Raw genomic sequence first — 23,282 nt, 5'->3', positions numbered from 1 at the left:
CAAGTATGACCGATGAGGACGAGCCAGCCGAGACCTTCTATTCGGAAGACCGCTGGCAGAACTGGCTGACGCGGGTCGGCGAGGAAGATCTCGATCCCGAAAGCGAGGACTTCGCCCGGCTCTACTTCAATCTCCAAAACGACACCACCATCGCTATCGCCAAGATCATCACCGCCGTCGAGGACGGCCATCTCGACGAGGAGGAAGCCCTCGACAAACTCGAGTTTATCAACGACATCGTGTTGGCCGAACCGGAGTTCGACGCCGAAAACAAGCTCCTGTTGCTCGATAGCGTCCAGACCAGCCTCATCCCCGTCTTCTATGCCGCCGAGGAGTATCTGATCGGCGGGGCTGTCGAGGAACAGCCGCTTGCGGACAACATCACCGCAGCTGTCGACGCGGCCGCCGAGGAAGACGAGGACGCTGCCCTCGCCTACCTCGTTCAGGCCGGCACCCAGATCATCGACGGCACCGAGTTCGACGGCAGCGACATCGAGGAACTCGACTCTTGGCTCGTCTCCGAGTGGCTCAACGGGCTCGACAGCCTGCAGGATGCCTTTGCCGATCCGGAAGTCATCGAGGAAGACGAGGACTGATCAGGCTGTTCTTCGACGATCAACGTCATTCGTATCGACACACCCATAAGCCACCTCGGGCAACCTCGCGTATGGAACCTGTCGGCATCGACGCGGTTGAGGTCTGGACCGGCAAACTCACACTCGATCTGCCGGAAACGTTCGCCCCACAGAAAGGCGAGGATCCGGACAAATACCGCAAGGGGATCGGCCTGGTCGCCTCGTCGTTCCCGGATCTCTACGAGGATATCGTCACCATGGGCGCAAACGCTGCCAAGCGACTCATGGAGCGGAAGGGGCTCACCCCCGACGACATCGGCCGGATCGACGTGGCCACCGAGTCGGCGTTTGACAACTCCAAGCCGGTGTCGACGTATATCGCCGGCTGTCTCGAACAGTACTTCGACGGCGAGTTCCGCCACGCCAACAAGGGCGAACGGAAGTTCGCGTGTGTTGCCGGCACCCAATCGATCGACGACGCCTACAACTGGATCCGCGCCGGCCGCAACCGCGGGCGGGCCGCCTTAGTCATCGCCACCGACACCGCGCTGTACGCCCGCGGCGATCCCGGTGAGGCCACCCAGGGCGCGGGGGCGGTCGCCATGCTCATCGACGAGGATCCTGATCTTGTCGAGATCTCGAACGAACAGGGGTACGGCAGCATGGACGAAACCGACTTCCTGAAGCCGAACCAGCAGTTCCCGTCGGTCGACGGCAAGCGATCCATGCAAGTGTACCTCGCGCGCATGCGCGAAGCGGTCGAAGATTTCGAATCCGTCGCCTGGGATATGCATCCCGACGATTTCGCCTACGTCCCGTTCCACACCCCGTTCCCGGGGATGGTGCGGAAGGCCGCCCTGCTGGGCTACCGGCATATGAGCCGTGACACCGAGATCGAGGACGCCCTTGCCGACGAGATCGGCCGCCAGCCCCGCGAGGACGACTACGCCTCCCGGGAAGCCTACGAGGAGGCGATCCGCGACTATATGGACGATCTCAAAGAGACCGACCAGTATCGGGCGTGGTATGACCGCACCATCGAGCCGACGCTCACCATCTCACGGCAGGTCGGCAACTGGTACACCGGCTCAGTGCATATCGCCCGGATCGCCGCCCTCCAGTACGCCGCCGAGGAGGAGCGGGATCTCGCCGGCGAGAAGCTCTTGGTCGGATCGTACGGCTCCGGCGCGCAGGCTGAAATCCACGCCGAAACGGTTCAGCCGAACTGGGAACAGGAGATCGACCAACTCAACGTCGACGCCCAACTCCAGGCTCGATACGACCTCTCGTATTCGGAGTACGAGCAGGTACACGACAGCCACAACCATGAGAAGGGGACTGTCGATATCGATGATTTCACCGAGCCGAGCGACGAGTTTGTGTTTACCGGCTGGGGGCGGATGAACGAGCGCAAATACGAGTACGTCGAGTAGTCATCGGTTTGATTTCATCCGGATGTTCAAGTGCAATGCCGACGAAACAACGGATATGAGCCGCGTCCAACGTGGGATCGTCCACGACCTCCACGACGAGCCCCATCTCGATGGTCGCCGGATCACGGTTCGATTTCTCAAAACGCAGGTCGAAGACCGCGGCCTTGACCCCGAAACTGTCGCGGAGCGGTACACTCTCGACGTGGCCGATGTCTACCGCGCGCTGACCTACTACCACGATCATCCCGAGGAAATGGACGACGTCGAACAGCAGCGACAGTCGGCAATCGATTCCCACAGCCACCTGACGACTGACCCCGACGACGTGCGTCGCTGATGGGGTATCGGCTGCTTGCAGACGAAAACATCGAGCAAGCAACGATCACCCATCTCCAGCAACTTGACCACGATGTCGAGTGGATCGGCGATGTCGCCGAACTTGGGCTCGGCGTGAGCGACGATGTAATCGCCAGCTACGCAGCGCGTGAGGAGCGACTGATTCTCACACAGGACGATGACTTTCTCGCTATTGCGGCGAACCGACCAGTCGGTGTCCTGTTTCAAACCGAAGAGACGCTATCGGCACGCGAAGTCGGCGACATCGTCGATGAACTATCTGACCACATCGAACAACCGGATATCGTTGTCGAATACGTGAGTCGCAACTGGCTGTGACGAAACTGAACGCAGAGATAGCTACAGACCGGTAGCAACAGCTACGTGCTACAGGAAAGCCACATCCTCACGCGAGGATGTGTTGCGTGCTGGACACAGTCCAGCGTTCAGATGACGCGGTTCTGGAGGTAATCGAGGTGTTTGGCGTTGTAGACGATCTTCACCTCGTCGGCGTCCGGGCTACCGATACAGGTGAGTCGGACGTTTTTCTCCTCGACTTCCTCATCCGAGAGGATCTGCTGCATGTCCATGTCGATCTCGCCCTCTTTGACGATGGCGGCGCAGTTTGCACACGCGCCGGCGCGACACGAGAAGGGCCAATCGTAGCCCTGGGCCTCGGCGGATTCGAGGATGTATTCGCCTTCGTTGACATCGAGTTCGCCGTAATCCTCGCCGTCAAGCCCTTCGTCTTCGGCTTTGTCGAAGAGATCATCGTCGTCCATCTCCCAGCCGTGATCGTCGAGCACTTCGTAGTTGAGGTAGGTTACCGTTGGCATCACTCGACGGTTGGGTACCCACCGCATTAGACTTTGCTGTTCCCGCAGGTTCGGGCTCCCGCCGTTCGTGTTCCACACTGCAGCCGGCGACGATCACCGGAGGTACCACCGACAGCGCGAAACAATGAAGAGGACTGCGGAACGAACAGTAGGACATGAGCGAGGCAGTGGTGGCGGATTTCGCCGGTCGGTTCTACACCGAGAAGATGGAGACGATGGAACCGATCACCGGCCGCGTGCTCCTCAGCCGCAAGCAGTTGGTGCTGGTGACCGACGACCAGGAGACCCGCATCCCACTGGCCTCGGTCGTCGACACCAACATCGGCTCGCCACCACAGGCGTTCAAACAGTTTTTCAACGACACCATCACCATCGCCTACAAGAAAGACGGCCAACAGAAGGTCGCGGTCATCGAGGGTACCGGCGAAAACGTCGAGAAGTTCAAAACTGTCTTCTTCAAGGTCATCATCGGCGACCAGACGGTGATCGTCAAACACCCGGCCAAACGCGGCGGGCGGATCACCGACGCCAGCGACCGGAAGATGAAACTCGGATTAAAACGCGGCCAGTTGGATCTCAAGGGCAACGACGAAACGGTAACCATCGATCTCGGTGGCGTCATCGACTTCGGCCGCGAGCACCGCGATATCGGCGGCAAAACCCGCCCGACGCTGTCGGTCGATCACTCCGACGGCGGGACGACGTTGACGACGCTGGTCACGCTGCCGAACGGCCGGAAGCTCAACCTGTTGGGTCGGTACGTCCGGCTTGAATACAGCGACATCATGGAGGATCTCCAGGATATCGAGGTCGGCGAGGAGGAGGTCGAAACTCTCGTCTCGCTGTACAGTGCCGGCGGCAGCGCGGAGCTCGGGATGCTCGTGACCGGCGATATCAACGAAACAAAGGCGATCGTCGACCGACTCAAAGAGAAGGAACTCGTCGAGGACGGCGACGAGGGGCTGTCGCTGACGGCGAAAGGCCAGGTCATCGTCAACAAGAAGATCGAATCCGTCAACGCGTAGGCGTCCGGCAGGAGCGTCTACTGTTCGTTCATCGCTTCGCTGGCGATGTTGCGCCCCCGGGAGTTCAGCGTCACCTCGTGACGCTTCCGCACCTCATCGACGATGTCGAGTTCGATGAGCTTCTCGAAGGTTTCTTCGACCTTGTCGACATCCTGGCCGATAAACGCCGGAATCTCGAACGGTGACACCCCGGAGTACAGTGCCATCAGCACCTCTTTTTCGGAGGGATCGAGATCGACGTTGGCCTCGCTTCGGCGTTCGCCCTCCTTGAGAAATGATTGGACGAACGCACAGGTTCGTTGCGGGCCCGTGATGTGTGTCTCGACGGAGGTTTGGCCCTCGACGTGGGAGACCTGGATCACGGTTCGCTCCTCGCCGCCGATCTCCCGCTGTTCGGTGTTGATCTCGCTGATCTCCTCCAGCTCCAACTCGACGAACGTCCCGCTTTGGAGCGCGGTGGCGATCGCCTCCGCCTCGACCTTCAGCCGGGCTTTCTCCCAGGAGGTATCCTGGACGACACCGCCCTCGACAGCCGGATGTTTTGCCTTGACGATGTTTTCGTCAAGCACCGCCCTGAAAAAGGCCGTTTTGAACTCATCGTGGTCGGCCGCCGAGACCAACATGACGTCCTCGCCGAGTTTGAGCGCCAGATAGTTCGAGGCAGCCGCGATCGACTGGCTGGCGTCCTGTCGCCCCGAGAGGCCGGTGATATCCGAAAGGGCGATCGTCCGCTTGCCATCGTTGCCGGCAAGGATGAGACGGCGATTCGACAGCAGGATCCGCCCCTGTGACCAGTCGACGTTGTTGAGCTGTCGCCCATCTCTGACCGCCATGGCGAACCGCCCTTTCGTATCCGCGATCTTGTATTCGCCCTCACTCATCGCTACTCACCGCCCCACACCGGGTGCAGATGGATACATGTTATTGTACTGTCTCGCCCCTCTGTAATATCATTATCGACCTTTGAGCTTTGATATCGCCGAGAACGCTCGCTTCCGTACCTGTTTACTATCATCCTCAGTAAGATTTTCGACGACATCGCGGGACTGCTCGCCGCCGACCTTCCCGAGGATGAACACGGCCTGTGCGCGGGCGTCGTCGGGCGCGTCACTTTGCACCAGCTCCAACAGCTCCTCTTCGACGCGTTTGCCACCCATCTCCGCGAGACTGGTGGCCGCAAACTGGGCGGTCTGGGTGTCGTCGCTTTCGAGCGCGTCGACGAGCACCTCGACGGTTTTGGGGTTTGGTTCGTCGACGACCCGCCCGAGGAACCACGCGGCGTTGCGGCGTTGGCGTTGCTGGCTGCTCTCCTCTAAGATTTCGACGATCGGCGCGACGGTCGCATCGTCGGCATCCTGGAGCTCGTTGACGATCCGCTCGCGGATCGAGTGGCTCTTTTGGGTGTCGACGTTCGACAGCAGCTCGATGATCGAGTAGATCGCCGCGCTTCGCACCCCGCCGTCGGGGTCGTTCAACGCCGCCGCCAACGGCTCGACCACGTCGGCGGTGCCGGCCTCCCCTAGTGCTGAGGCGGCGATCCGCCGGATCGACGTGTTGTCGGCGTCCATCATATTTTTCAGCGCGGCAAGCGCCTGATCGGTGCCGATCGCCGACAGCGCGATCGCCGCCTCGTGGCGCACCCGGCCGTTTGGATCCGAGAGCTGATCGATCAACGCCGGCACCGCTGAGGGGTGGTTGATCTCGCCGAGGGCCATACAGACGCGCTGTCTGACGCGGGGGTCGTCGTCGTCAAGCGCGTTTTTCAGCGAGCTGATCCCGGAGTCGTCGCCGAGCTTGCCGAGCGCGGAGGCCGCCGCCATCCGCAGCTCGGGGATGTTCGAGGAGAGTGCCTTGGCAAACCGCTTTGCGACCGCCCAGTCGGCGCCCTGTTCGATCTTCTCGCCGGTGATCTCGACGAGCAGCTCCTCGACGGCCTCCGCGCCGATCTCATCGAGGCCATCGACGGCCGCGGCTTTGACCGCGCCGGAGTCGTCGGTGACCGCAACCGAGACGAGCGTCTCGATGGCGTCGGTGTCCTCCGTGGTGGCGACCTCGCCGAGCAGCTCACAGGCGCGTTTCCGCACCGCCGGGCTGTCGCTCTCCAACAGCATCTCCTTGAGCCCATCAACATCGCCGGATCGCGCGAGATCGTACAACGACATTGGTCTGCGTTAGGGTGTGTACTGATAAATACGACATCGTTTGTTGACCGGTTCGAAGTCATCCCGAAGCTCCTGGGGGATCGTTTCGGTCATCCCGATGACGAGGTAGCTGCCGTCCTGCATCGAGTCGGTGAGCGTCTCGAAGATCGGGATCTTGAACTCGCTGTCGATGTAGATCAGGAGGTTCCGACAGAAGACCAGATCACAGTTCCGCCGCGGCCCATCCTGGATCAGATCGTGGCGTTCAAACCGGATCTCGTCGCGGATCTCCGGTTTGACGGTGAACGTGGTATCGTCGACATCGACGTACTTCTCCGGGTCGTCGAGCAGGCTGAGCTCCTCGCCGATATCGGTCGTTCTGGTCGTCTCATAGGTGCCCTCCCGGGCGTTTTCGAGTGCTTCGTCGCTGATGTCGGTGCCGACGATGGTGAGCCGATCGTCGTCGATCTGCCGGTCGTCGCGGGCGAGCATCGACACCGAGTACGGCTCGCGGCCGTCGGCACACGGCGCGCTCCAGACCCGCACCCGCCGATTTTCCTCGGTGAGGTCGCGCAACACCGGCCGTAAGGCCTCCCACATCTCCTGGTTGCGGAAGAAGTTGGTGACGTTGATCGTCAGCGAATCCATCAACGCCTCCTTCTCGCGGCTATCCGACTGTAGCACCTCCAGGTAGTCGTCGTACTCCTCGACCTCCTGGCGGCGCATCCGGGCGGTGATCCGCCGGTCGAGATAGTCCGGGTTGTAGTATTCGGGCTCGAACTCGACCTCATCTTGGATATGCCGGATCACCCGGCCGAACCCCTCGTCTTCGAACTGTCTCATAGCGTCACCACGTCAAGCACCGCAACCACATCACCATCGCCCAACACAGCCGTCCCGCTGAGCCCGGGGATCCCGCTGAGGACGCCCTCAAGCGGTTTGACGACGACCTCCTCTTGGTCGATCACCTTATCGCAGTGGAGGGCGACCTTCCGGTGTTCTTCGCGGATTCGCAACAGCATCCCGTCGCCGTTGACGCTGCTCGGTTCGTCGAGAGCCTCGCTGAGCCGGAGGATCGGGTAGATCTCGTCGTCGTGGTTGATGATCTCGTCGCCTTTGGTCGTCCGGATGTCGGTGGCGCGGGTGACCTCGGCGATGTTTTTCACCGGGATACCGTACTCGGTGCCGCCGACCTCGACGAACATGACCTTCACGATCGCCACGGTCACCGGCAGCCGGAGGGTAACGGTCGTTCCCTCGCCGAGTTCGCTTTCGACGTTGACCGTCCCGTCAAGCTGTTTGACGGTGTTGTGGACGACATCCATCCCGACGCCGCGGCCGCTCACGTCGGTGACCTCCTCGGCCGTCGAGAACCCCGGATGGAAGACGAGATCGTAGATCTCCGATTCCTCCATCCGGTCGAGCTCGCTTTCGGTTTTGACGCCTTTCTCGATGGCCTTCTGTTTGAGCATCTCCGGATCGAGACCGGCTCCGTCGTCGGCAACCTCGATGTTGACGTGATCGCGGTCGCGGGTCGCCGTCAGCGAGACGTTGCCGGTGGGATCTTTGCCTTTCTTCTCGCGTTCCTCCGGCGGCTCGATCCCGTGGTCGACGGCGTTGCGCAGCACGTGGATCAGGGGGTCGCGGATCTCGGTGAGGATGGTGCGGTCGAGCTCGATATCCTCACCGGTGACGGTGAAGTTCACCTGCTTGCCGGTCTCCCGGGCGACATCCCGCACCAGCCGCGGGAAGGTGTCGACGATCTTCGACAGCGGGATCAGCCGCATATCCATCGCCGTATCCTGGAGGTTGCCGGTGATCTTGTCGAGCTCGTCGAGGTTGTCGGAGTCGATCCCCTCCCGTTCCATCTCCCGGCGGAGCTTGATTCGGCTGGTGACCAGCTGTTCGACGAGGTTGTAGAGCTCGTCGAGCTGGTTGACATCGACCCGCACCGACTGGATGTCCGTCTCGTCGGAGCCCGAACCCCCCGGCCCGGAGCGATCGCTTGATCCGGGGCTGGATCGGTCACCGCCGCTGTCGTCGCTGTCGTCGCTGCTGTCACTGCTCTCGCTTTCGTCACTTTTCTCGTCGTTCTCGTCGCTGTCGGCGGTGTCGTCGGCGTCGCCGGCATCAGTATCGTCGGCGTCGTCGCTGTCGGACTCCGCCGATTCGGCTGACGGCTCGGCGGTCTCGCCTGCGGCACCACCCTCGATGGCCTCGGCGACAGCCATCGGATCATCGACGTTCGGCGTGATCGCGCTGACGGAGGCGAACTCGACTTTCCCCAACTCGCTGAGGATCCCCTCGATCTCGCTGGCCGAGATATCGATCACAAACACGTCAAAGGTCTCCTCGAAGTCGCCGTCCTCGATCGTCTCCTGGGCCGGTTGGGTGCCGACCCGATCGTAGGCGTCCTCGATCTCCTGCATGATGAAGATCGCCTCGACACCCGGCATCTCGGTGTCGCCGAGCCCGACCTCCGCCCGGTAGACTGCCTCGCTGGTCGCAAGCTCGGCGTTGGCGATCGACTCGGGGAGATCGTCGACAGCGACCGCTGCCCCGTCGGCGTCGGCCGTCACAGCGTCCGGCTCGGCGGTATCATCGGCTGTCTCGTCGGCTGTATCTTCAGCCGCTTCTTCGTCTGCTTCCTCGGCTGCGTCGTCAGCCTCTTCCTCGGTTGTCTCCTCGTCGTGAGCCTCGGTGTCGTCGTCGACTTCGGCGGGTTCGTCGGCCGCATCGGTGTCGTCGTCGACTGTCTCGCCGCTGTCGGCTGTGTCAGTGTCGCCGCTGTCGTCGACGCTGCCGGTCTCCATCTTCTCTCTGAGATCGGCCTCGACGCCGCTGGCGTCGATATCGGTTTCGCCGTCCTCGGCGATATCGCTCACCATCGCATCGAGGTAGTCGACGGAGTCGAAGAGCAGATCCATCAGCTCGATGTCGACCTCGATGTGGCCCTCTCGAACCTCATCCAACAGATCCTCCATCTCGTGGGCCAGTTCGCTGACCGACTCATACCCCATCGCCGAGGCGTTGCCCTTCAGCGTGTGGGCGATCCGGAAGATCGAGTCCATCGCCTCGTCGTCGTCGGGATCGGACTCCAGATCCAGCAGTGCGTTGTTGAGCTCGGTGATACCTTCCTCACTTTCGGCCACGAAGGCCTTGCGGTGTGCGTCACTCATTGTACCAGCTCCCTGATCGTTGTTGCAATGTCGTCGATATGGCGAACCTCATCGATACAGCCCGCCTCGATCGCGCGTTTCGGCATGCCGTAGATCACACAGCTTTCCTTGTTTTGAGCGATCGTCGTCGCGCCGGCCCGCTGCATCGCACAGATCCCCTCGGCGCCGTCCGACCCCATCCCGGTGAGGATGACGCCGGTCAGCGGATCGTCGATCGCCCCGGCGACCGCGGTCATCGTCTCGTCGACAGCGGGCCGTACCGAGCGACCGCGATCGGCTTCGATCAGCTCCAGGCGGATGCGCCCGTTGCTGTAGCCTGCGATCCCAAGGTGGCTCCCGCCGCGGGCGACGACGGCCTCGCCGGCACCGATCCGCACGCCGTCGGTGGCCTCCCGCACCTCGTACCGGGAGGCGTTATCCAGCCGATCGGCGAACCGCGCGGTGAACGCCTCCGGCATATGCTGGACGACGATCACCCGTGCGTCGCCGGCGGGTAGCTCGGCCATCACCTGCTCGACGGCGTCGGGGCCGCCGGTCGAGGAGCCGATGACGATCGTTCGTTGGTCGTCGAAGGGCTCCAGCCCTGTTGTGGCCGCGCCGCCGGCTCCCGGACTCGCCGGCTGGCGTTGGGTGTCGGCGGCCTGCCTGCTGGCCTGGGTGAGGTCGGCGTCGGCAACCGACCGCAGCGTCGCCACCAGTTGGTCGGCGTGTTGGGAGACGCCCATCGACACCTCGCCGCCGGGTTTCGAAAAGAAGTCGACCGCGCCCTTTTCGAGGGCTTCGAAGGTGACTTCCGCCCCATCCTCGGTGTGGGCACTCAGCATGAGCACCGGCGTCGGCTGCTCGTCCATGATCTGCTCGACGGCTTCGATACCGTTCATCCGCGGCATCTCCAGATCCATCGTCACCGCATCCGGCTCCTCCTCGGCGATGACCTCAAGGGCCTCAACGCCGTCTTTGGCCTCGCCGACGACCGGTACGCCGGCCTCATCGAGGAGATCGGAGATCAGCCCGCGCATAAACCGGGAGTCGTCGACGACGACTGTCCGTGGCTTACGCACCGGTGTCACCTCCGCGCCGCGGGCGGGGCCTGCCAGCTACCACGGCGGTCATATCCGTCGACACACGTCGGATCGGTTCGCCCCACATTGTTGTAGCTACTACAAAAAGCGCAAGAATAAACCCACCGGCTCTCTCCGCGTGAGTGATAGCTTATTGGACAGAGTTAACTACCGGTATCCCGTCACCCACGCACATGGCCGAGAGTGAATCCCAACCCGCCGACGCTGACGCCGCCACTGGGGAGGCGACGAAGGTGCTGGAGTTCGGGCTCAGCGATGAGACCTACTGCCTCGATATCGGCGTGATCGACGAGATCGTCGACGCCGGTGATCTCACGCGGATCCCGAACTCGCCGCCACACGTCGAGGGCGTGATGGATCTCCGTGGCCGCACCACCTCGATCATCAACCCGAAAACCATCTTCGACATCGAGGAGGGTGGGGCCCGCGAACGCATCATCGTCTTCGATCCCGAGGCGATGGACGATCAGGCGACGGTCGCTTGGATCGTCGACGAGGTCTACCAGGTCACCGATGTCACCCCCGATGAGGTCGATGAGACGACGACCGCCGACGACGAGAACGTCCACGGCATCGTCAAAGACGACGATCGCTTCGTCGTCTGGGTCGACCCCAACGTCGCCACCACCGAGTAGCCGGATTTTTCACCGCTGAGAATCGGAGCCAAATGTTTATTTGCCACTGGGAGACGTATCTATCTATGTGTGTCCCCGCCGTCACCGTTCGGTTCAGCCCGTGGGTTGGCGGGGGCGTGTTTCGGATTTCGACCCTTGCATCGCCTGATGACCCCTCATCGTCTCGCCGTCCGGCCGTGAGCCGACGGTTCTCCGTGAGCCAATGTCCGTAGAGGAGTTGCCGTTGGCTGACCGGCTCACCGACACGTCGAGTATCATCATCGCCGGCTCCCCGATGAGCGGGAAATATGAGCTGATGCATCGGATCTTCGGTGCGCGAACCGACACCGCGCTTGTGTTGTCGACCGGCCACGACGCCGCAACCGTTCGTGACGACTACGAGTCGATCACGGGCAACGACGGCGAGGCGGTCGGCGTCATCGACTGTGTCAGCCGCGAACAGGGCGTCGATGTCGAGGACTCGGAGCTGACAAAGTACATCTCCTCGCCGAAGAATCTCACCGACCTCGGCGTGAAGTTCACCCAGTTGACCGAGGCGATGGCCGATGAGACGCCGACCGTCGGGCTCCACTCGCTGTCGCAGCTGTTGATGTACTGGGAAGCCGACCGTATCTACCAGTTTACGCGGGTGTTGCTCGGCCAGACCCAAAACCAAAACTGGCCGACGATCGCGGTGATCAACGCGACGATGCACGACGAACAGACGATCCACACCCTGCTTGATCCATTCGAGACGGTCGTCGACACCCGGACGGCCGATGAGGGCCGGGAAATGCGCATCCGCGGGCGGCTGTCGTCGCCGACGCCGTGGCAACAGTTCTGACTCTTTCGTCGTTGCTTTCGGTAGTCCTCTCTGACGTACAGCCGACCAGCCGCACCTTGGCGGATTGAAAGGGCGAGACGCGCTCGGCGAACCCGGACGACGCAAGCACCGCAGGAGCGAACGTAGTGAGTGACGAGGAGCGCAGCGAGTCCCGGGAGTCGAGCGCGTTGAGGGCTTTCAAGCGTTGTTGATGTCGAAGCAGGTCACGACACACCCGTTGATTCGGCACTCACCCGCTTCCGAATCGCATTTGATATCGCGCTATACACTGTATCAAAGCGAACCGCCCCGCTTTTTGGCCTCCTTCCGAACGACCATACAATGGTCGAATTCGATCCCGAGAAGTTCGAAGACAAGTACGAACACTACTTCCCACAGCTCCAGCGGGCCTACAAGAACGCGTTCAACACGATGAACGAGGCTTACGACTCGACGCTGATCCACGGTATCGATCAGCAGGTGCTCAACGAAAGCGAGCCGATATACGATCCCGACGAGGGGTTTACCGTCACGCTGCCGGATGACCCGTATGATCGCCTCACGGGTGTCGTCGTCGACCGCGAAACTTTCGAGGAGACGCTGGATCGCTACACCGAGGAGATCGAAACCGAGCTCCGGCAGCTGTTTGAGCTGACCGAATAGTTCTCCCCGCGCGGCACGCGAAACCAACGTACGGCTGACTGTCCGAGCCGGTGCTATCCGAACCAAAGGTCTAAGCCCGTTGCTGATCAAACAGTTCGTATGAGTACAGACTCCGCGTCGTCCGATTCCGAGGAAAGCGAACTCCAAGACCGCGTGGTGAACTTCCTGCGGCGGAACTTCCCACAGATCCAGATGCACGGCGGCAACGCCGCGATCCAGCGGCTTGATCCCGACAGCGGCGAGGTCGAGATCCAACTCGGCGGTGCCTGTTCCGGCTGTGGCATCTCCCCGATGACGATCCAGGCGATCAAAAGCCGGATGGTCAAGGAGATCCCCGAGATCAACGAGGTACACGCCAACACCGGACAGGGTGCCGAGCCGGATATGGGCGAAACCGAAGGCATGAGCCCCTCGTTCCCCGGTGAGGGCGGCGACGACAGCGACGAAGGTCCGCAGGCTCCGTTCTAACGCCGCATTCGGCTGTTTCCGACCGTTTTTCGCAGTTCTCGTTTCACCGAGCTCTGTCTGCGTCCTGGCCGCGATAAATTGCATATTACGATACAAAATTCCGATCCCGGTGACCGTGTCTCTACCTTCCCGCTCCGATACAACGCGTCGAAAAGCGACACGGTTATTTGTTTTAGGCTGACCTAATAACACACGATCCATGACGGTTGCTCCGGCGACCCGCCGGCGACCGCATGGCCGACGACAATGCTCGGAACGATGCTCCGTGACCTCCGCGCCCACATCGACTCTCTCGCCACCGCCGATGGCCGATACACCCTTGTCTGCGGTCGCCACGGCGAGCAGCCGGTGCCAGCCGATGGCCTGTGGTTTCCGACCCGCTCGGTCGCCCGCCAGGCTGCGCGTGCGACCACCCAGTACCGCACCGCCCTCCGCCGGTACGATCCGGAGCTCCCGCGGTACGACATCGTTGTCTGCCAGGGCCACCCGTCGGTGGTCGAGCCCGCGTCATCGACGCCCGCCGCCGAGTCGACGCCAGCCTCCCCCACCACGCTGCCCGCTGACAGCCCCCTGGTAACGTTTTGTCACCGTGTCGCGGCGGCAGTCTTCGAGACGCTGGCCGCCGAGGGGTACAGCGAGGCCGAAACAGCGGTCATGGACGCCTACCTCGATCACGCCGAAACCCAGCCGACCGCCGACGGGCTCTGTCTCCGGCTGCTAGAGAGCATGGCGACCGTCCTTGCCGGTCGACTCGCGCCCCGCGAGCAGGCCGCGGTGTTGGCGGCGGCCGCCGATCGCTTGCCGGCCACCCCAGAGGATTCCGTTGCCGACGCGGAGCCCGACCTCACCGCCGCTGACACCGCTGACCCCACCACCGCCGACCCCACAGCCCCCGACACCGCTGTGACGACCGTCTTCGAGGCGTTGCGGACACGCGGGGTGGTCGGCGCGTACCGCGACACCCCGTGGCTGCAACACCGCGAAACCGGCACGCGGTCGATCCTCGTCGAGGTGTCCGGGTATGCGTTTTCACCGTACGGCGGTTCGCTCCCCACACTCCCGGTCGTCATCGAACTGTATCGGTCGGCCGCCGACTGGCAGCCCGTCGCTGTCGACGTGGCGGCGATCCCCGCCGGCTGGCGGTTTCGCGTTGTTCCGGTCGGTGAGGCCCCGCCTGGTGGCCTGGTGAGTGCGCCGGTTACCGCCGATGAGCCGGGGTGTCCGTGATGCCCCGCATCTCTCTACCCGTTGTCAGTCGCAAACGGGGGTGTCGACACTGACCCGAACCACCCCACGTCGTCGCCGGCTATCCCTCTGGGCGACGTTCTATCTGGCACTCACCGGCGCAACGACTGACGACGAGTCGGATCCCACGGAATAAGCCACTCGACCGCCGTCAACACGCTCACAGCAGGCCGCCGGTGGCCATCACGAACAGCGCGGTTGCGATGATCGCAAACAACACACCGACGCCCTGTTTGAGAATCTCTGTATCAAGTGTCGAGGAGATATACGGGGCGATCTGCCCGCCGGTAACCGTCGCGGGCACCGTCCAGACGACCATATTCCACGGTGTCGACGCGAGATCGATCGCGTGGCCGCCGACCAACCCGCTGCCGAAGACGTGCACCAGCGAGGCCAACACGGCGGTCATGGCGACAACGATGTGGTTGGTGCCGATCGCGATCCGCACCGGCACCGAGGTTCGCAGCATCGAGATGATCCCCAGTTCACCGATGCCGAAGCCGGCCAACCCCTGAAAGACGCCGCCGATACTGTAGTTGGCAAACCGTTCGAGATAGCCGCCGCGGTCGTAGTTGTAATCCGAGCCGCCGCGATCGACGCGGGTGACGACGCCCTCGTCGTCGGTTTCGACACCGGCCGATCCCGGTTTCGCGTCATCATCCGGCAGGGCGGCACCGCCGTCGGCCTCAACGCCTGCTGTCCCGGCGTCAGCCCCGCCTGGCTCCTCGTGACCCAGATCGGCCTTAAACAGCATCACCGATGCCGCCAGCAGTGCGAGCCCCAACAGCAGCTGGAAGATCGGTTCGGGGATCACAAACGATAGCAGCGCGCCGCCGACAACGAACGGGATCGATCCGCCAACGAGGGCGACAGCCAGCCGTCGGTCGACCAACCCGTGTTGGATGAACGCCAGGGCGGAACTTGAGAGCCCGAAGGATTCGCTGATCAGACCCACCTTAACGATCGTCTCCGGTGACAGCGGTGGTTGGGTCAGTGTCTCCGGGGAAAGCCGCACTGCCAACATCGGATACAGGAAGATCAAAAACGGTACGAACAACGCCGAGCCGCTGATCCCCACCGTGTTGACGATGGTGGCACCGAGCAGAAACACCGGGAACAGCCACCAAAACTCCAGCCAGTAGCCCTCCCCGGCGGCCGCCGGCAGCGGCGCGGCGAGGATGACCCCGACGACGAACACCAGCGGGGCGAGAAACACGAAGAGGTACTGGTACTCAAGGAATGTCCGCTGTGCGCGCGCCGATGACGAGGGCGAGCTCATTGCAATTGCAGCGCGTTTTATGATTCGGTACTAAATGCTTTGCCGTTCGTCAAAATCGCGTTACTAATCATGAGGATTGGTTGCTACTGCTCGTGTCCCACAGTAACGTTTATGAACAACTCCGTGCTACATTATCGCACGATGAGTGTCGATACTGGGCGGCTTGATTCCGACGCACAGGCGCGTAAGGATTCGCTGTCGGCTGTCGAGCCCCCTACCGACGCCGACGGCCCGCTTGGCCGGCTCAAACGGCACTTCGAGCAGTGGGCGCGGCTGTACGTCGAACAGCGCGTCGCTACCCGCACCGGCGTTGACCGATAGCGTCTCGCTGTTTCTCCTCGTTCCGTTGTGTGCTGTCCCGCCGCGTACGGGTAGCCGCCGGTAGTCGACCCCAAACCTTTGCTGGTCGCCCGTCAACTGGTGGTATGACAGTCGCCGAGCTCCTCGATCTCCCGGTGTCGATCACGTCGCTGTCGACTGAGCGATACGAACGCGAAACCTCACAGTTCACCCGGGTGACAACCGAGATCGCCCTGTCGGGCGACGGCGAGACGGGTCGCGGCGAGGATGTGATCTACGAGGCCGACGCTCACGACGAACTCGCGGCTGCAGGGTTGCCCGATCTCACCGGCGACTACACCCTTGCTGAGTTTTCGGATCAGGTCGCCGATGCCTCCTTGTTTCCCTCGCCGCCGGAACGACCGGTCTCCCGACACTACCGGCAGTGGGCGCTTGAATCAGCCGCCCTCGATCTCGCGTTGCGACAACAGGAGACCGATCTCCCGACGCTGCTCGATCGTCGCCGCGAGCCGGTGCGGTTCGTCACGAGCATGCGACTCGGCGATCCGCCGACGACCGAGCGGATCGACGCGCTCCGCGAGCGTGTCCCCGGCGTTGAGTTCAAACTCGATCCGACCCAAGCGTGGGATGATGCCCTCGTCGCAACGCTGGCCGACACCGACCGCGTCCGGATTCTTGACCTCAAAGGCCACTACGAGGACACCGATGTCGACGCGCCGGCCGACCCCGACCTCTACGAGCGAATTATCGAGGGATTCCCCGAGGCGATTATCGAAGATCCCGCGCTGACCGACGCGACACAGCCGCTGTTCGAGACCGACGGCGTCCGGAGCCGGGTCTCGTGGGACGAACCGATCGAGAGCCTCGCCGACGTGCAATCGCTGCCATGGGAACCCGACTGGCTCAACATCAAACCCTCGCGGTTCGGAAGTCTCGAATCACTGCTTGAGACACTAACCTACTGTGAAAAACAGGGGATTCGCTGTTACGGCGGCGGGCAGTTCGAACTCGGTGTCGGCCGCGGGCAACTCCAACTGCTGGCGTCGCTGTTCTACCCTGATGGCCCCAACGATATCGCCCCGCGGGCCTACAATGAGCCGGCGGTTGGGGAGTCGTTGCCGACGAGTCCGTTGTCGCCGCCGGCGGATGGACGCGGCTTTCGCTGGGCGTAGCCGCTCGCATCGGTGCTCGCTTACTCGACCTGTGGGGCGCTGTCGTCCGGTCGTCCGGGGAGTTCGATCTCCAGTTCGAGTTCCGGATCGTCCATCCCCTCAAAATCAACTTCGACCTCGACCGGCTCACCGAACGCGAAGGGGAGTTCCCACTCCTCGTCGGTGATGGTGAGCTCGTCGCCGTCGCGGAGCTGTTCGCCGACCGCGATCAGGAACTTGCCGGCCTCGGCGGCCGACAGCCGGTAGGTCTGCTCGAAGTTACGGCCGGTGCGGATGGTCGTTTTCTCCTCGTCGCTGTTCGCTTTGTGGTCGTCGTGGTCGCTCTCTGTGCTGCTCATGTGTATCTGCCCTCTCGTGGTGTAGCGGTAGATCAGTTCTGAATTGTGCCGTGTGATTACATATCACGCGCTGATCGCCAACCGGTGCTGTCGTCGATCGGGTTGGTGCGGCCTCCCGCCCCGTCGACAACTGAACCTTTTTGCCCTCCAACCCCGATGGTGGTTTCATGAACTACCGCGAGGTCACCGTCACCGGCGAGTACGTGGCACGGCTCGAAACGGGGGCGGACTGGCGGGCCGAGATCGAAGATCTCGCACGCGAGGTCGACGCTGAGGCCGGCTGGTTTTCGGCGATCGGCTCGGTTGAAGACGCCGAGGTCTGGTTTTACGATCAGGACGACCGCGAGTACCAGTCGGTCGACTTCGAGGAACCGCTGGAGGTCGCTGCCTGCGTCGGCAACGTCAGCCTACTCGACGGCGACCTGTTCGCCCACACCCACGCCGTGCTTTCGCGGCGAAGCGGGCAGGCACTCGCGGGCCACATCAACACGGCGACCGTCTTCGCGGGCGAACTGTACTTTCGGGCCTTCGAGGAACCGCTTAGGCGCGAATACGACGAGATGACGGCACTGGATCTCTGGTTGTGAGCGAAACGAGCGATCCGGATGGGGACGGCGAGATCGACGCCGACAGCGACAGCAACGCTAGTGATGCCGGCGAATCCAACCGCACGCCGATGCGACCCGACGACGAGCGGTATTTCGACCGGCTCGAAAGCGGCCTCGACGAGGCGATGACGGTTGCCGAACGCGCGAAGGGGCAGGGCAAAGACCCCGAACCCGAGGTCGAGATCCCGATCGCGAAGGATATGGCCGACCGCGTTGAGAACATCCTTGGCATCCCCGGCGTCGCCGAGCGCGTCCGCGAACTCGAAGGCGAGATGAGCCGCGAGGAGGCCGCCCTCGAACTCGCCGCCGACTTCGCGGAGGGCCGGGTCGGCGACTACGAGGGGAAAGCCGGCAAGATCGAGGGCGCGGTGCGGACGGCCGTCGCGCTGCTGACTGAGGGGGTCGTCGCCGCGCCGATCGAGGGGATCGACCGCGTCGAACTGCTGGAAAACGACGACGGCACCGAGTTCGTCAACGTCTACTACGCCGGCCCGATCCGCTCTGCGGGTGGCACTGCACAGGCCCTCTCGGTGCTCGTCGCCGACTACACCCGCAGCATCCTCGGGCTCGCCGAGTACAAGGGACGGGATGACGAGATCGAACGCTACGTCGAGGAGATCAACCTCTACGACAAGGAGACTGGCCTCCAGTACTCGCCGAAGGACAAGGAAAGCCGGTTTATCGCCACCAACATGCCGATCATGCTCGACGGCGAGGCGACCGGCGACGAGGAGGTTTCTGGCTACCGCGATCTCGACCGCGTCGACACCAACTCCGCGCGCGGAGGGATGTGTCTCGTCGCCGCCGAGGGGATCGCGCTGAAGGCTCCGAAGATCCAACGCTACACCCGCCAACTCGACGAGGTGGAGTGGCCGTGGCTGCAGGATCTGATCGACGGCACCATCGGCAAAGACAGCGACGACGCAGCCGATTCCGACGATGACGGCAGTGACGGCGACGCGGAGGCGACCGACGACAGCGATGCTGACGACGCCGGCGACGCCGATGGCGACGCTGACGACTCCGCAGCCGACGCCCCCGCCGGCCCGCCGCGCGTCGAACCGAAATCGAAGTACCTGCTGGATCTCATCGCCGGTCGGCCCGTTTTCGGCCACCCCTCCGAGGCCGGCGGGTTCCGGCTTCGATACGGCCGCGCCCGCAATCTCGGCTTTGCGACCGCGGGCGTCCATCCGGCGACGATGCATATCATCGACGATTTCCTGGCCACGGGCACCCAGATCAAAACCGAACGACCGGGGAAAGCCGCGGGGGTTATTCCCGTTGACTCCATCGAGGGGCCGACCGTCCGGCTGGCGACCGGTGAGGTGCGGCGGATCGACGACCCCGAGGAGGCACTCGAACTCCGCAACGGCGTCGAGAAGATCCTCGATCTCGGCGAGTATCTGGTCAACTACGGTGAGTTCGTCGAGAACAACCACCCGCTCGCGCCCGCCGCCTACGCGCCCGAATGGTGGGTACAGGAGTTTGAGGCGGCCGGCGCGGACGTACAGGCTCTCGAAGACGATCCCCGGGTCGATCTTGAGAACCCCTCGGCTGCCGAAGCCATCGAGTGGGCCACCGAGTACGACTGCCCGCTGCACCCGACCTACACCTACTGCTGGCACGATATCTCGGTCAGCGACTTCGAGGAGTTGGCCGCTGTTGTCGCCGACGGTGAGGTTCAGCCCGAGGGCGACGGCCCCGACGGGCTGCTCGTCGTCGACCGCGATGAGTCGGTTCGGACGACACTGGAAACGCTGCTCGTCGGTCACCACCAACGTGAGGCGGCTATCGAAATCCCCGACTGGAAACCGCTCGTGTTGTCGCTCGGGCTCGACGACGATCTGGCGAAACCGTGGAGCGATCTCTCAGCACCGGCCCGCGAGTACGACGACGGCGACAACGCGATCACCGCCGCCAACGAGGTCGCGCCCTTCGAGCTTCGGGAGCGCGCGCCAACCCGGATCGGCGCGCGGATGGGCCGGCCGGAAAAGTCCGAAAAGCGCGACCTCTCGCCGGCTGTCCACACGCTGTTCCCGATCACCGAGGCCGGCGGCAACCAACGCGACGTCTCGAAGGCCGCCACGACGATGGACGAACAGGGTCGCCGCGGCGTCCACGACATGCAGATCGGCCAGCGACGCTGTCCGAACTGCGACAGCGAGACGGTTGAACTCCAGTGTCCGGACTGCGATACCCACACCGAACCCCACTACGAATGCGAGGACTGCGAGATCGTCTGCGAACCCGACGAGGCCGGCCGCGTCGACTGTCCGAACTGTGGCCGGGAGGTCACCGCCGCCGGCTGGGAAACTGTCGACCTCAACGCGGCGTACCACGACGCCCTCGATGCGATCAACGAACGCGAGGGCAACTTCGGGATGCTGAAAGGCGTCAAGGGTCTCACCTCGGCGAACAAGACACCCGAACCGATGGAGAAGGGGATCCTCCGGGCGAAACACGGCGTCTCCGCGTTCAAGGACGGCACCGTCCGCTACGACATGACTGACCTCCCGGTCACGGCGGTCAAACCCGAGGAGTTGGACGTGACCGCCGACCACTTCCGCGGACTCGGCTACGAGACTGACATCGACGGCGACCCGCTGCGCCACGACGATCAACTGGTCGAACTCAAGGTACAGGACATCGTTCTCTCGGATGGCGCGGCCGAACATATGATCAAAACGGCCGACTTCGTCGACGACCTCTTAGAACGGTTCTACGGGCTACCGGCGTTCTACGACATCGACGACCGCGACCACCTCGTCGGCGAACTCGTCTTCGGGATGGCTCCCCACACGAGTGCCGCTGTTGTCGGACGTGTGATAGGATTTACGAGTGCCGCGGTCGGCTACGCGCATCCGTACTTTCACGCCGCCAAGCGGCGGAACTGTTTCCACCCAGACACGAAACTCTGGCTCGAAGATGAGGCTGGCGAGTGGCACCACGAAACGATCCGGACGGTCGTTGAGGATCGCTTAGACGACCCGCGTGAGGACGACTTCGGGACGCTGATCGAAGAGATCGACGGCGCGATTTCAGTGCCCAGTATCGACGACGACGGATCGATTGTGACGAAGCCGGTCGAGGCACTCTCGAAGCATCCCGCGCCCGATCACATGATCGAGATCGAAACCCGGAGCGGGCGGGAACTCACCGTGACGCCGGATCACGAGATGCAGGTCTTCGCGGACGGCGAACGGCGAACGAAGCGTGCCAGCGAGCTTACCTCGACGGATTCGCTCATCACACCCGAGCATCTCGATACCGTGCAACCGGCGGCGGAGACACAGCAGTTCGACCTCTTAGCGGAGTTCATCCGAGCCGACGCGGTCGACAACGAGCGGCTGATGATCAAAGGCATCGAGAAGGACACGCTCTATGATCTCTTTGAGACGAAACTGGCCGCCGACTGGGACGGGCAGTTCTACCCGCTAAAGCATACGGCCGAGTACTTCGAGATGTCGCACAAAACGCTGAGTAACTACCTCTATCGCGGGAGTGTTCCGGCACATATCCTGCTGGAACTGTGCGACTCAGTTGAGGCTGTTCTCGACTTTGTCCCCGATGATGTGACGCTGGGGATGAAACGCGATTCCGCTGAAATGAATCGTACAGTAACGCTCACCGAGGACGTAGCGACGCTGCTGGGATACTACGCTGCCGAGGGGTTCGCCCGCGAACAAGAGACACCGAAGGGAACGATCCACCAGACGACGATCTGCGGGACAGAGACGGAAGCGCGTGAATTCTACATCGACGTGTTCGAGCGAGAGTTCGGCGTCGAGCCGTACCGCGAGAACGACGCGAAAATCACCGTCTCGGGGCGGTTGCCGCGGACGTTCTTCGATACGGTGCTAGACGCGGGTATCTTCGCGGAGACGAAGCGCGTGCCACAGTGTCTTTTCAACGCGCCAGCATCGATTATCGCGGCCTATCTCCGGGGCTACTTCAGTGGCGATGGAAGCATCGCTGCGGACAGCCTCACCGTGTCGGCGACGACAGTTAGTCCGGAGCTAAAACAGGACATACTGGCATTGCTTACGCGCCTCAACATCGCAGGCAGAGTGAAGACTACCGAACCAGTACAGCTTGCCGAGCAGTTCCCGGAATTCTACGACAGTGATGACTCGTCGTTGGCGGCACAGAGTTACAAAATTCGAATCAGCTCACAGGATGCCGTGGCGTTTGCTGAGACGGTCGGCTTCCACCTCACGCGAAAGGAGACACAACTCCAGCAACAGGTTGAGGCTATCTCGCACCGGAAACGACGTGTGTTCGATGGTGGAAACGGCGATTTCCTTGTTGACTCCGTTTCGAGTGTTGAGTACACTGAGTCAGAAGAGGAGTATACCTACTGCCTGACGGTCGAAGACACACATACACTTATTGTAAATGATATGTTCGAAGCGCAGTGTGACGGCGACGAGGACTGCGTCATGTTGCTGATGGACGGGCTTTTGAACTTTTCTCGACAGTTCCTCCCGGATCAACGTGGCGGCCGCATGGACGCCCCACTGGTCATGTCCTCGCGGGTTGATCCCACAGAGATCGACGACGAGGCTCACAACATGGATATCGTCTCCAGCTATCCACGCGAGTTCTACGAGGCGACCCGCGAGATGGCCGACCCCGAGGCTGTCGACATCACGACCGGTGAGGACACCCTCGATACGACCGACCAGTACCACGGGTTCGAACACACCCACTCGACGACAAATATCCACATGGGGCCGAGCCTCTCGGCGTACAAGACGCTGGATTCGATGATGGACAAGATGGACGCCCAACTGGAGTTAGCCCGCAAGCTTCGCGCGGTCGACGAGACCGATGTGGCCGAACGCGTTATCGAGTACCACTTCCTGCCTGATCTGATCGGCAACCTTCGGGCGTTCTCCCGGCAGGAAACTCGGTGTCTGGACTGCGGGGAGAGCTACCGGCGGATGCCGCTGTCGGGCGACTGCCGGGAGTGTGGCGGCCGCGTCAACTTGACTGTTCACGAGGGCTCGGTCAACAAGTACATGGATACCGCCATTGAGGTCGCCGATCGGTTCGGCTGTCGGGAGTACACCAAACAACGGCTCCGAATCCTCGAACGCTCCTTGGAGTCGATCTTTGAAAATGACAAAAACAAACAGAGCGGCATCGCCGACTTCATGTAACGG

At 62.5% G+C, this 23,282-nt stretch carries 22 protein-coding genes; 14 read left to right on the top strand and 8 right to left on the bottom strand.

Annotated features, from left to right (window positions below):
- The first annotated feature begins 5 nt into the window (after nucleotides 1–5).
- From HKK80_RS05100 to HKK80_RS05085, 4 genes are all read left to right on the top strand, one after another.
- Entirely contained in the window at nucleotides 6–596 is a 591-nt protein-coding gene (locus tag HKK80_RS05100) for a DUF2150 family protein (protein WP_411798541.1), read from the top strand.
- Between the two features lie 71 nt (nucleotides 597–667).
- Nucleotides 668–2,008, top strand: a complete 1,341-nt coding sequence (gene hmgB / locus HKK80_RS05095; RefSeq protein ID WP_411798540.1) for a hydroxymethylglutaryl-CoA synthase — start codon at nucleotides 668–670, stop codon at nucleotides 2,006–2,008.
- 55 nt (nucleotides 2,009–2,063) lie between these two features.
- A complete protein-coding gene (locus tag HKK80_RS05090; RefSeq protein ID WP_411798539.1) occupies nucleotides 2,064–2,345 on the top strand; it encodes a DUF433 domain-containing protein in 282 nt (93 codons plus the stop codon).
- Nucleotides 2,345–2,683 (top strand): DUF5615 family PIN-like protein, encoded by a 339-nt coding sequence (locus HKK80_RS05085; RefSeq protein WP_411798538.1) that lies wholly within the window; start codon nucleotides 2,345–2,347, stop codon nucleotides 2,681–2,683. Before HKK80_RS05090 ends, HKK80_RS05085 begins: the two co-directional genes overlap by 1 nt.
- 107 nt (nucleotides 2,684–2,790) lie before the next feature.
- On the opposite strand, the gene fer is transcribed toward HKK80_RS05085, so the two are convergent.
- Entirely contained in the window at nucleotides 2,791–3,180 is a 390-nt protein-coding gene (gene fer, locus HKK80_RS05080; RefSeq protein ID WP_120083219.1) for a ferredoxin Fer, read from the bottom strand.
- Nucleotides 3,181–3,335: 155 nt separating this feature from the next.
- Between fer and HKK80_RS05075 the strand changes: the two genes are divergently transcribed.
- Nucleotides 3,336–4,205: a CheF family chemotaxis protein gene (locus HKK80_RS05075; RefSeq protein ID WP_411798537.1), complete on the top strand. Its 870-nt coding sequence runs from the start codon at nucleotides 3,336–3,338 to the stop codon at nucleotides 4,203–4,205.
- A 17-nt stretch (nucleotides 4,206–4,222) separates the two neighbouring features.
- On the opposite strand, the gene HKK80_RS05070 is transcribed toward HKK80_RS05075, so the two are convergent.
- The 5 genes from HKK80_RS05070 to cheB form a co-directional block, all read right to left on the bottom strand.
- The gene (locus HKK80_RS05070) at nucleotides 4,223–5,086 is read right to left on the bottom strand and encodes a CheF family chemotaxis protein (RefSeq protein ID WP_411798536.1); all 864 of its coding nucleotides are present in this window, start codon (nucleotides 5,084–5,086) and stop codon (nucleotides 4,223–4,225) included.
- A gap of 72 nt (nucleotides 5,087–5,158) precedes the next feature.
- Nucleotides 5,159–6,367, bottom strand: a complete 1,209-nt coding sequence (locus HKK80_RS05065) for a HEAT repeat domain-containing protein (protein ID WP_411798535.1) — start codon at nucleotides 6,365–6,367, stop codon at nucleotides 5,159–5,161.
- Nucleotides 6,368–6,376: 9 nt separating this feature from the next.
- Complete coding sequence (locus HKK80_RS05060) at nucleotides 6,377–7,189, bottom strand: CheR family methyltransferase (protein WP_411798534.1); 813 nt, start codon at nucleotides 7,187–7,189, stop codon at nucleotides 6,377–6,379.
- On the bottom strand, nucleotides 7,186–9,525 hold the full coding sequence (locus HKK80_RS05055) for an ATP-binding protein (protein WP_411798533.1): 2,340 nt from the start codon (nucleotides 9,523–9,525) through the stop codon (nucleotides 7,186–7,188). The genes HKK80_RS05060 and HKK80_RS05055 overlap by 4 nt, the downstream gene beginning before the upstream one ends.
- On the bottom strand, nucleotides 9,522–10,586 hold the full coding sequence (cheB, locus tag HKK80_RS05050; RefSeq protein WP_411798532.1) for a chemotaxis-specific protein-glutamate methyltransferase CheB: 1,065 nt from the start codon (nucleotides 10,584–10,586) through the stop codon (nucleotides 9,522–9,524). The genes HKK80_RS05055 and cheB overlap by 4 nt, the downstream gene beginning before the upstream one ends.
- Nucleotides 10,587–10,780: 194 nt before the next feature.
- On the opposite strand from cheB, the gene HKK80_RS05045 reads away from it, so the two are divergent.
- From HKK80_RS05045 to HKK80_RS05025, 5 genes are all read left to right on the top strand, one after another.
- Nucleotides 10,781–11,242, top strand: coding sequence for a chemotaxis protein CheW (locus HKK80_RS05045; protein WP_142443736.1), 462 nt, complete (start codon nucleotides 10,781–10,783; stop codon nucleotides 11,240–11,242).
- A 202-nt stretch (nucleotides 11,243–11,444) separates the two neighbouring features.
- Nucleotides 11,445–12,065, top strand: coding sequence for a hypothetical protein (locus HKK80_RS05040; protein WP_411798531.1), 621 nt, complete (start codon nucleotides 11,445–11,447; stop codon nucleotides 12,063–12,065).
- A 321-nt stretch (nucleotides 12,066–12,386) separates the two neighbouring features.
- Nucleotides 12,387–12,707: a DUF5783 family protein gene (locus HKK80_RS05035; protein WP_142443734.1), complete on the top strand. Its 321-nt coding sequence runs from the start codon at nucleotides 12,387–12,389 to the stop codon at nucleotides 12,705–12,707.
- 99 nt (nucleotides 12,708–12,806) lie between these two features.
- A complete protein-coding gene (locus HKK80_RS05030; protein WP_411798530.1) occupies nucleotides 12,807–13,175 on the top strand; it encodes a NifU family protein in 369 nt (122 codons plus the stop codon).
- A gap of 246 nt (nucleotides 13,176–13,421) precedes the next feature.
- Nucleotides 13,422–14,402 (top strand): hypothetical protein, encoded by a 981-nt coding sequence (locus tag HKK80_RS05025; protein WP_411798529.1) that lies wholly within the window; start codon nucleotides 13,422–13,424, stop codon nucleotides 14,400–14,402.
- A 178-nt stretch (nucleotides 14,403–14,580) separates the two neighbouring features.
- Here HKK80_RS05025 and HKK80_RS05020 read toward each other — a convergent pair whose 3' ends face one another.
- On the bottom strand, nucleotides 14,581–15,699 hold the full coding sequence (locus HKK80_RS05020; RefSeq protein ID WP_411798528.1) for a TSUP family transporter: 1,119 nt from the start codon (nucleotides 15,697–15,699) through the stop codon (nucleotides 14,581–14,583).
- Between the two features lie 141 nt (nucleotides 15,700–15,840).
- Here HKK80_RS05020 and HKK80_RS05015 point away from each other — a divergent pair, with 141 nt between their 5' ends.
- Nucleotides 15,841–16,020 (top strand): hypothetical protein, encoded by a 180-nt coding sequence (locus HKK80_RS05015; RefSeq protein WP_411798527.1) that lies wholly within the window; start codon nucleotides 15,841–15,843, stop codon nucleotides 16,018–16,020.
- A gap of 104 nt (nucleotides 16,021–16,124) precedes the next feature.
- Nucleotides 16,125–17,171 (top strand): hypothetical protein, encoded by a 1,047-nt coding sequence (locus tag HKK80_RS05010; RefSeq protein WP_411798526.1) that lies wholly within the window; start codon nucleotides 16,125–16,127, stop codon nucleotides 17,169–17,171.
- 20 nt (nucleotides 17,172–17,191) lie between these two features.
- Here HKK80_RS05010 and HKK80_RS05005 read toward each other — a convergent pair whose 3' ends face one another.
- Nucleotides 17,192–17,509 carry an amphi-Trp domain-containing protein gene (locus tag HKK80_RS05005; protein WP_411798525.1) on the bottom strand — a complete coding sequence of 106 codons (318 nt, stop codon included), beginning with the start codon at nucleotides 17,507–17,509 and terminating at the stop codon, nucleotides 17,192–17,194.
- A gap of 167 nt (nucleotides 17,510–17,676) precedes the next feature.
- Between HKK80_RS05005 and HKK80_RS05000 the strand changes: the two genes are divergently transcribed.
- Both HKK80_RS05000 and polC read left to right on the top strand, forming a co-directional pair.
- On the top strand, nucleotides 17,677–18,096 hold the full coding sequence (locus tag HKK80_RS05000; RefSeq protein WP_411798524.1) for a PPC domain-containing DNA-binding protein: 420 nt from the start codon (nucleotides 17,677–17,679) through the stop codon (nucleotides 18,094–18,096).
- A gap of 89 nt (nucleotides 18,097–18,185) precedes the next feature.
- The gene (gene polC, locus HKK80_RS04995; RefSeq protein WP_411798585.1) at nucleotides 18,186–23,279 is read left to right on the top strand and encodes a DNA polymerase II large subunit; all 5,094 of its coding nucleotides are present in this window, start codon (nucleotides 18,186–18,188) and stop codon (nucleotides 23,277–23,279) included.
- Nucleotides 23,280–23,282: the final 3 nt, after the last annotated feature.

It is taken from the genome of Halonotius sp. F2-221B, from assembly GCF_046719765.1.
Classification (GTDB): Archaea; Halobacteriota; Halobacteria; order Halobacteriales; family Haloferacaceae; genus Halonotius.
The sequence above is the reverse complement of the archived record's forward strand: the minus strand, read 5'-3'. Positions and strand labels throughout refer to the sequence as shown.

Coding starts and splice junctions, on each gene's coding strand:
- HKK80_RS05100 (WP_411798541.1), top strand. CDS start 6: ATGACCGATGAGGACGAGCCAGCCGAGACCTTCTATTCGGAAGACCGC.
- hmgB (WP_411798540.1), top strand. CDS start 668: ATGGAACCTGTCGGCATCGACGCGGTTGAGGTCTGGACCGGCAAACTC.
- HKK80_RS05090 (WP_411798539.1), top strand. CDS start 2,064: ATGAGCCGCGTCCAACGTGGGATCGTCCACGACCTCCACGACGAGCCC.
- HKK80_RS05085 (WP_411798538.1), top strand. CDS start 2,345: ATGGGGTATCGGCTGCTTGCAGACGAAAACATCGAGCAAGCAACGATC.
- fer (WP_120083219.1), bottom strand. CDS start 3,180: ATGCCAACGGTAACCTACCTCAACTACGAAGTGCTCGACGATCACGGC.
- HKK80_RS05075 (WP_411798537.1), top strand. CDS start 3,336: ATGAGCGAGGCAGTGGTGGCGGATTTCGCCGGTCGGTTCTACACCGAG.
- HKK80_RS05070 (WP_411798536.1), bottom strand. CDS start 5,086: ATGAGTGAGGGCGAATACAAGATCGCGGATACGAAAGGGCGGTTCGCC.
- HKK80_RS05065 (WP_411798535.1), bottom strand. CDS start 6,367: ATGTCGTTGTACGATCTCGCGCGATCCGGCGATGTTGATGGGCTCAAG.
- HKK80_RS05060 (WP_411798534.1), bottom strand. CDS start 7,189: ATGAGACAGTTCGAAGACGAGGGGTTCGGCCGGGTGATCCGGCATATC.
- HKK80_RS05055 (WP_411798533.1), bottom strand. CDS start 9,525: ATGAGTGACGCACACCGCAAGGCCTTCGTGGCCGAAAGTGAGGAAGGT.
- HKK80_RS05045 (WP_142443736.1), top strand. CDS start 10,781: ATGGCCGAGAGTGAATCCCAACCCGCCGACGCTGACGCCGCCACTGGG.
- HKK80_RS05040 (WP_411798531.1), top strand. CDS start 11,445: ATGTCCGTAGAGGAGTTGCCGTTGGCTGACCGGCTCACCGACACGTCG.
- HKK80_RS05035 (WP_142443734.1), top strand. CDS start 12,387: ATGGTCGAATTCGATCCCGAGAAGTTCGAAGACAAGTACGAACACTAC.
- HKK80_RS05030 (WP_411798530.1), top strand. CDS start 12,807: ATGAGTACAGACTCCGCGTCGTCCGATTCCGAGGAAAGCGAACTCCAA.
- HKK80_RS05025 (WP_411798529.1), top strand. CDS start 13,422: ATGCTCGGAACGATGCTCCGTGACCTCCGCGCCCACATCGACTCTCTC.
- HKK80_RS05020 (WP_411798528.1), bottom strand. CDS start 15,699: ATGAGCTCGCCCTCGTCATCGGCGCGCGCACAGCGGACATTCCTTGAG.
- HKK80_RS05015 (WP_411798527.1), top strand. CDS start 15,841: ATGAGTGTCGATACTGGGCGGCTTGATTCCGACGCACAGGCGCGTAAG.
- HKK80_RS05010 (WP_411798526.1), top strand. CDS start 16,125: ATGACAGTCGCCGAGCTCCTCGATCTCCCGGTGTCGATCACGTCGCTG.
- HKK80_RS05005 (WP_411798525.1), bottom strand. CDS start 17,509: ATGAGCAGCACAGAGAGCGACCACGACGACCACAAAGCGAACAGCGAC.
- HKK80_RS05000 (WP_411798524.1), top strand. CDS start 17,677: ATGAACTACCGCGAGGTCACCGTCACCGGCGAGTACGTGGCACGGCTC.
- polC (WP_411798585.1), top strand. CDS start 18,186: ATGCGACCCGACGACGAGCGGTATTTCGACCGGCTCGAAAGCGGCCTC.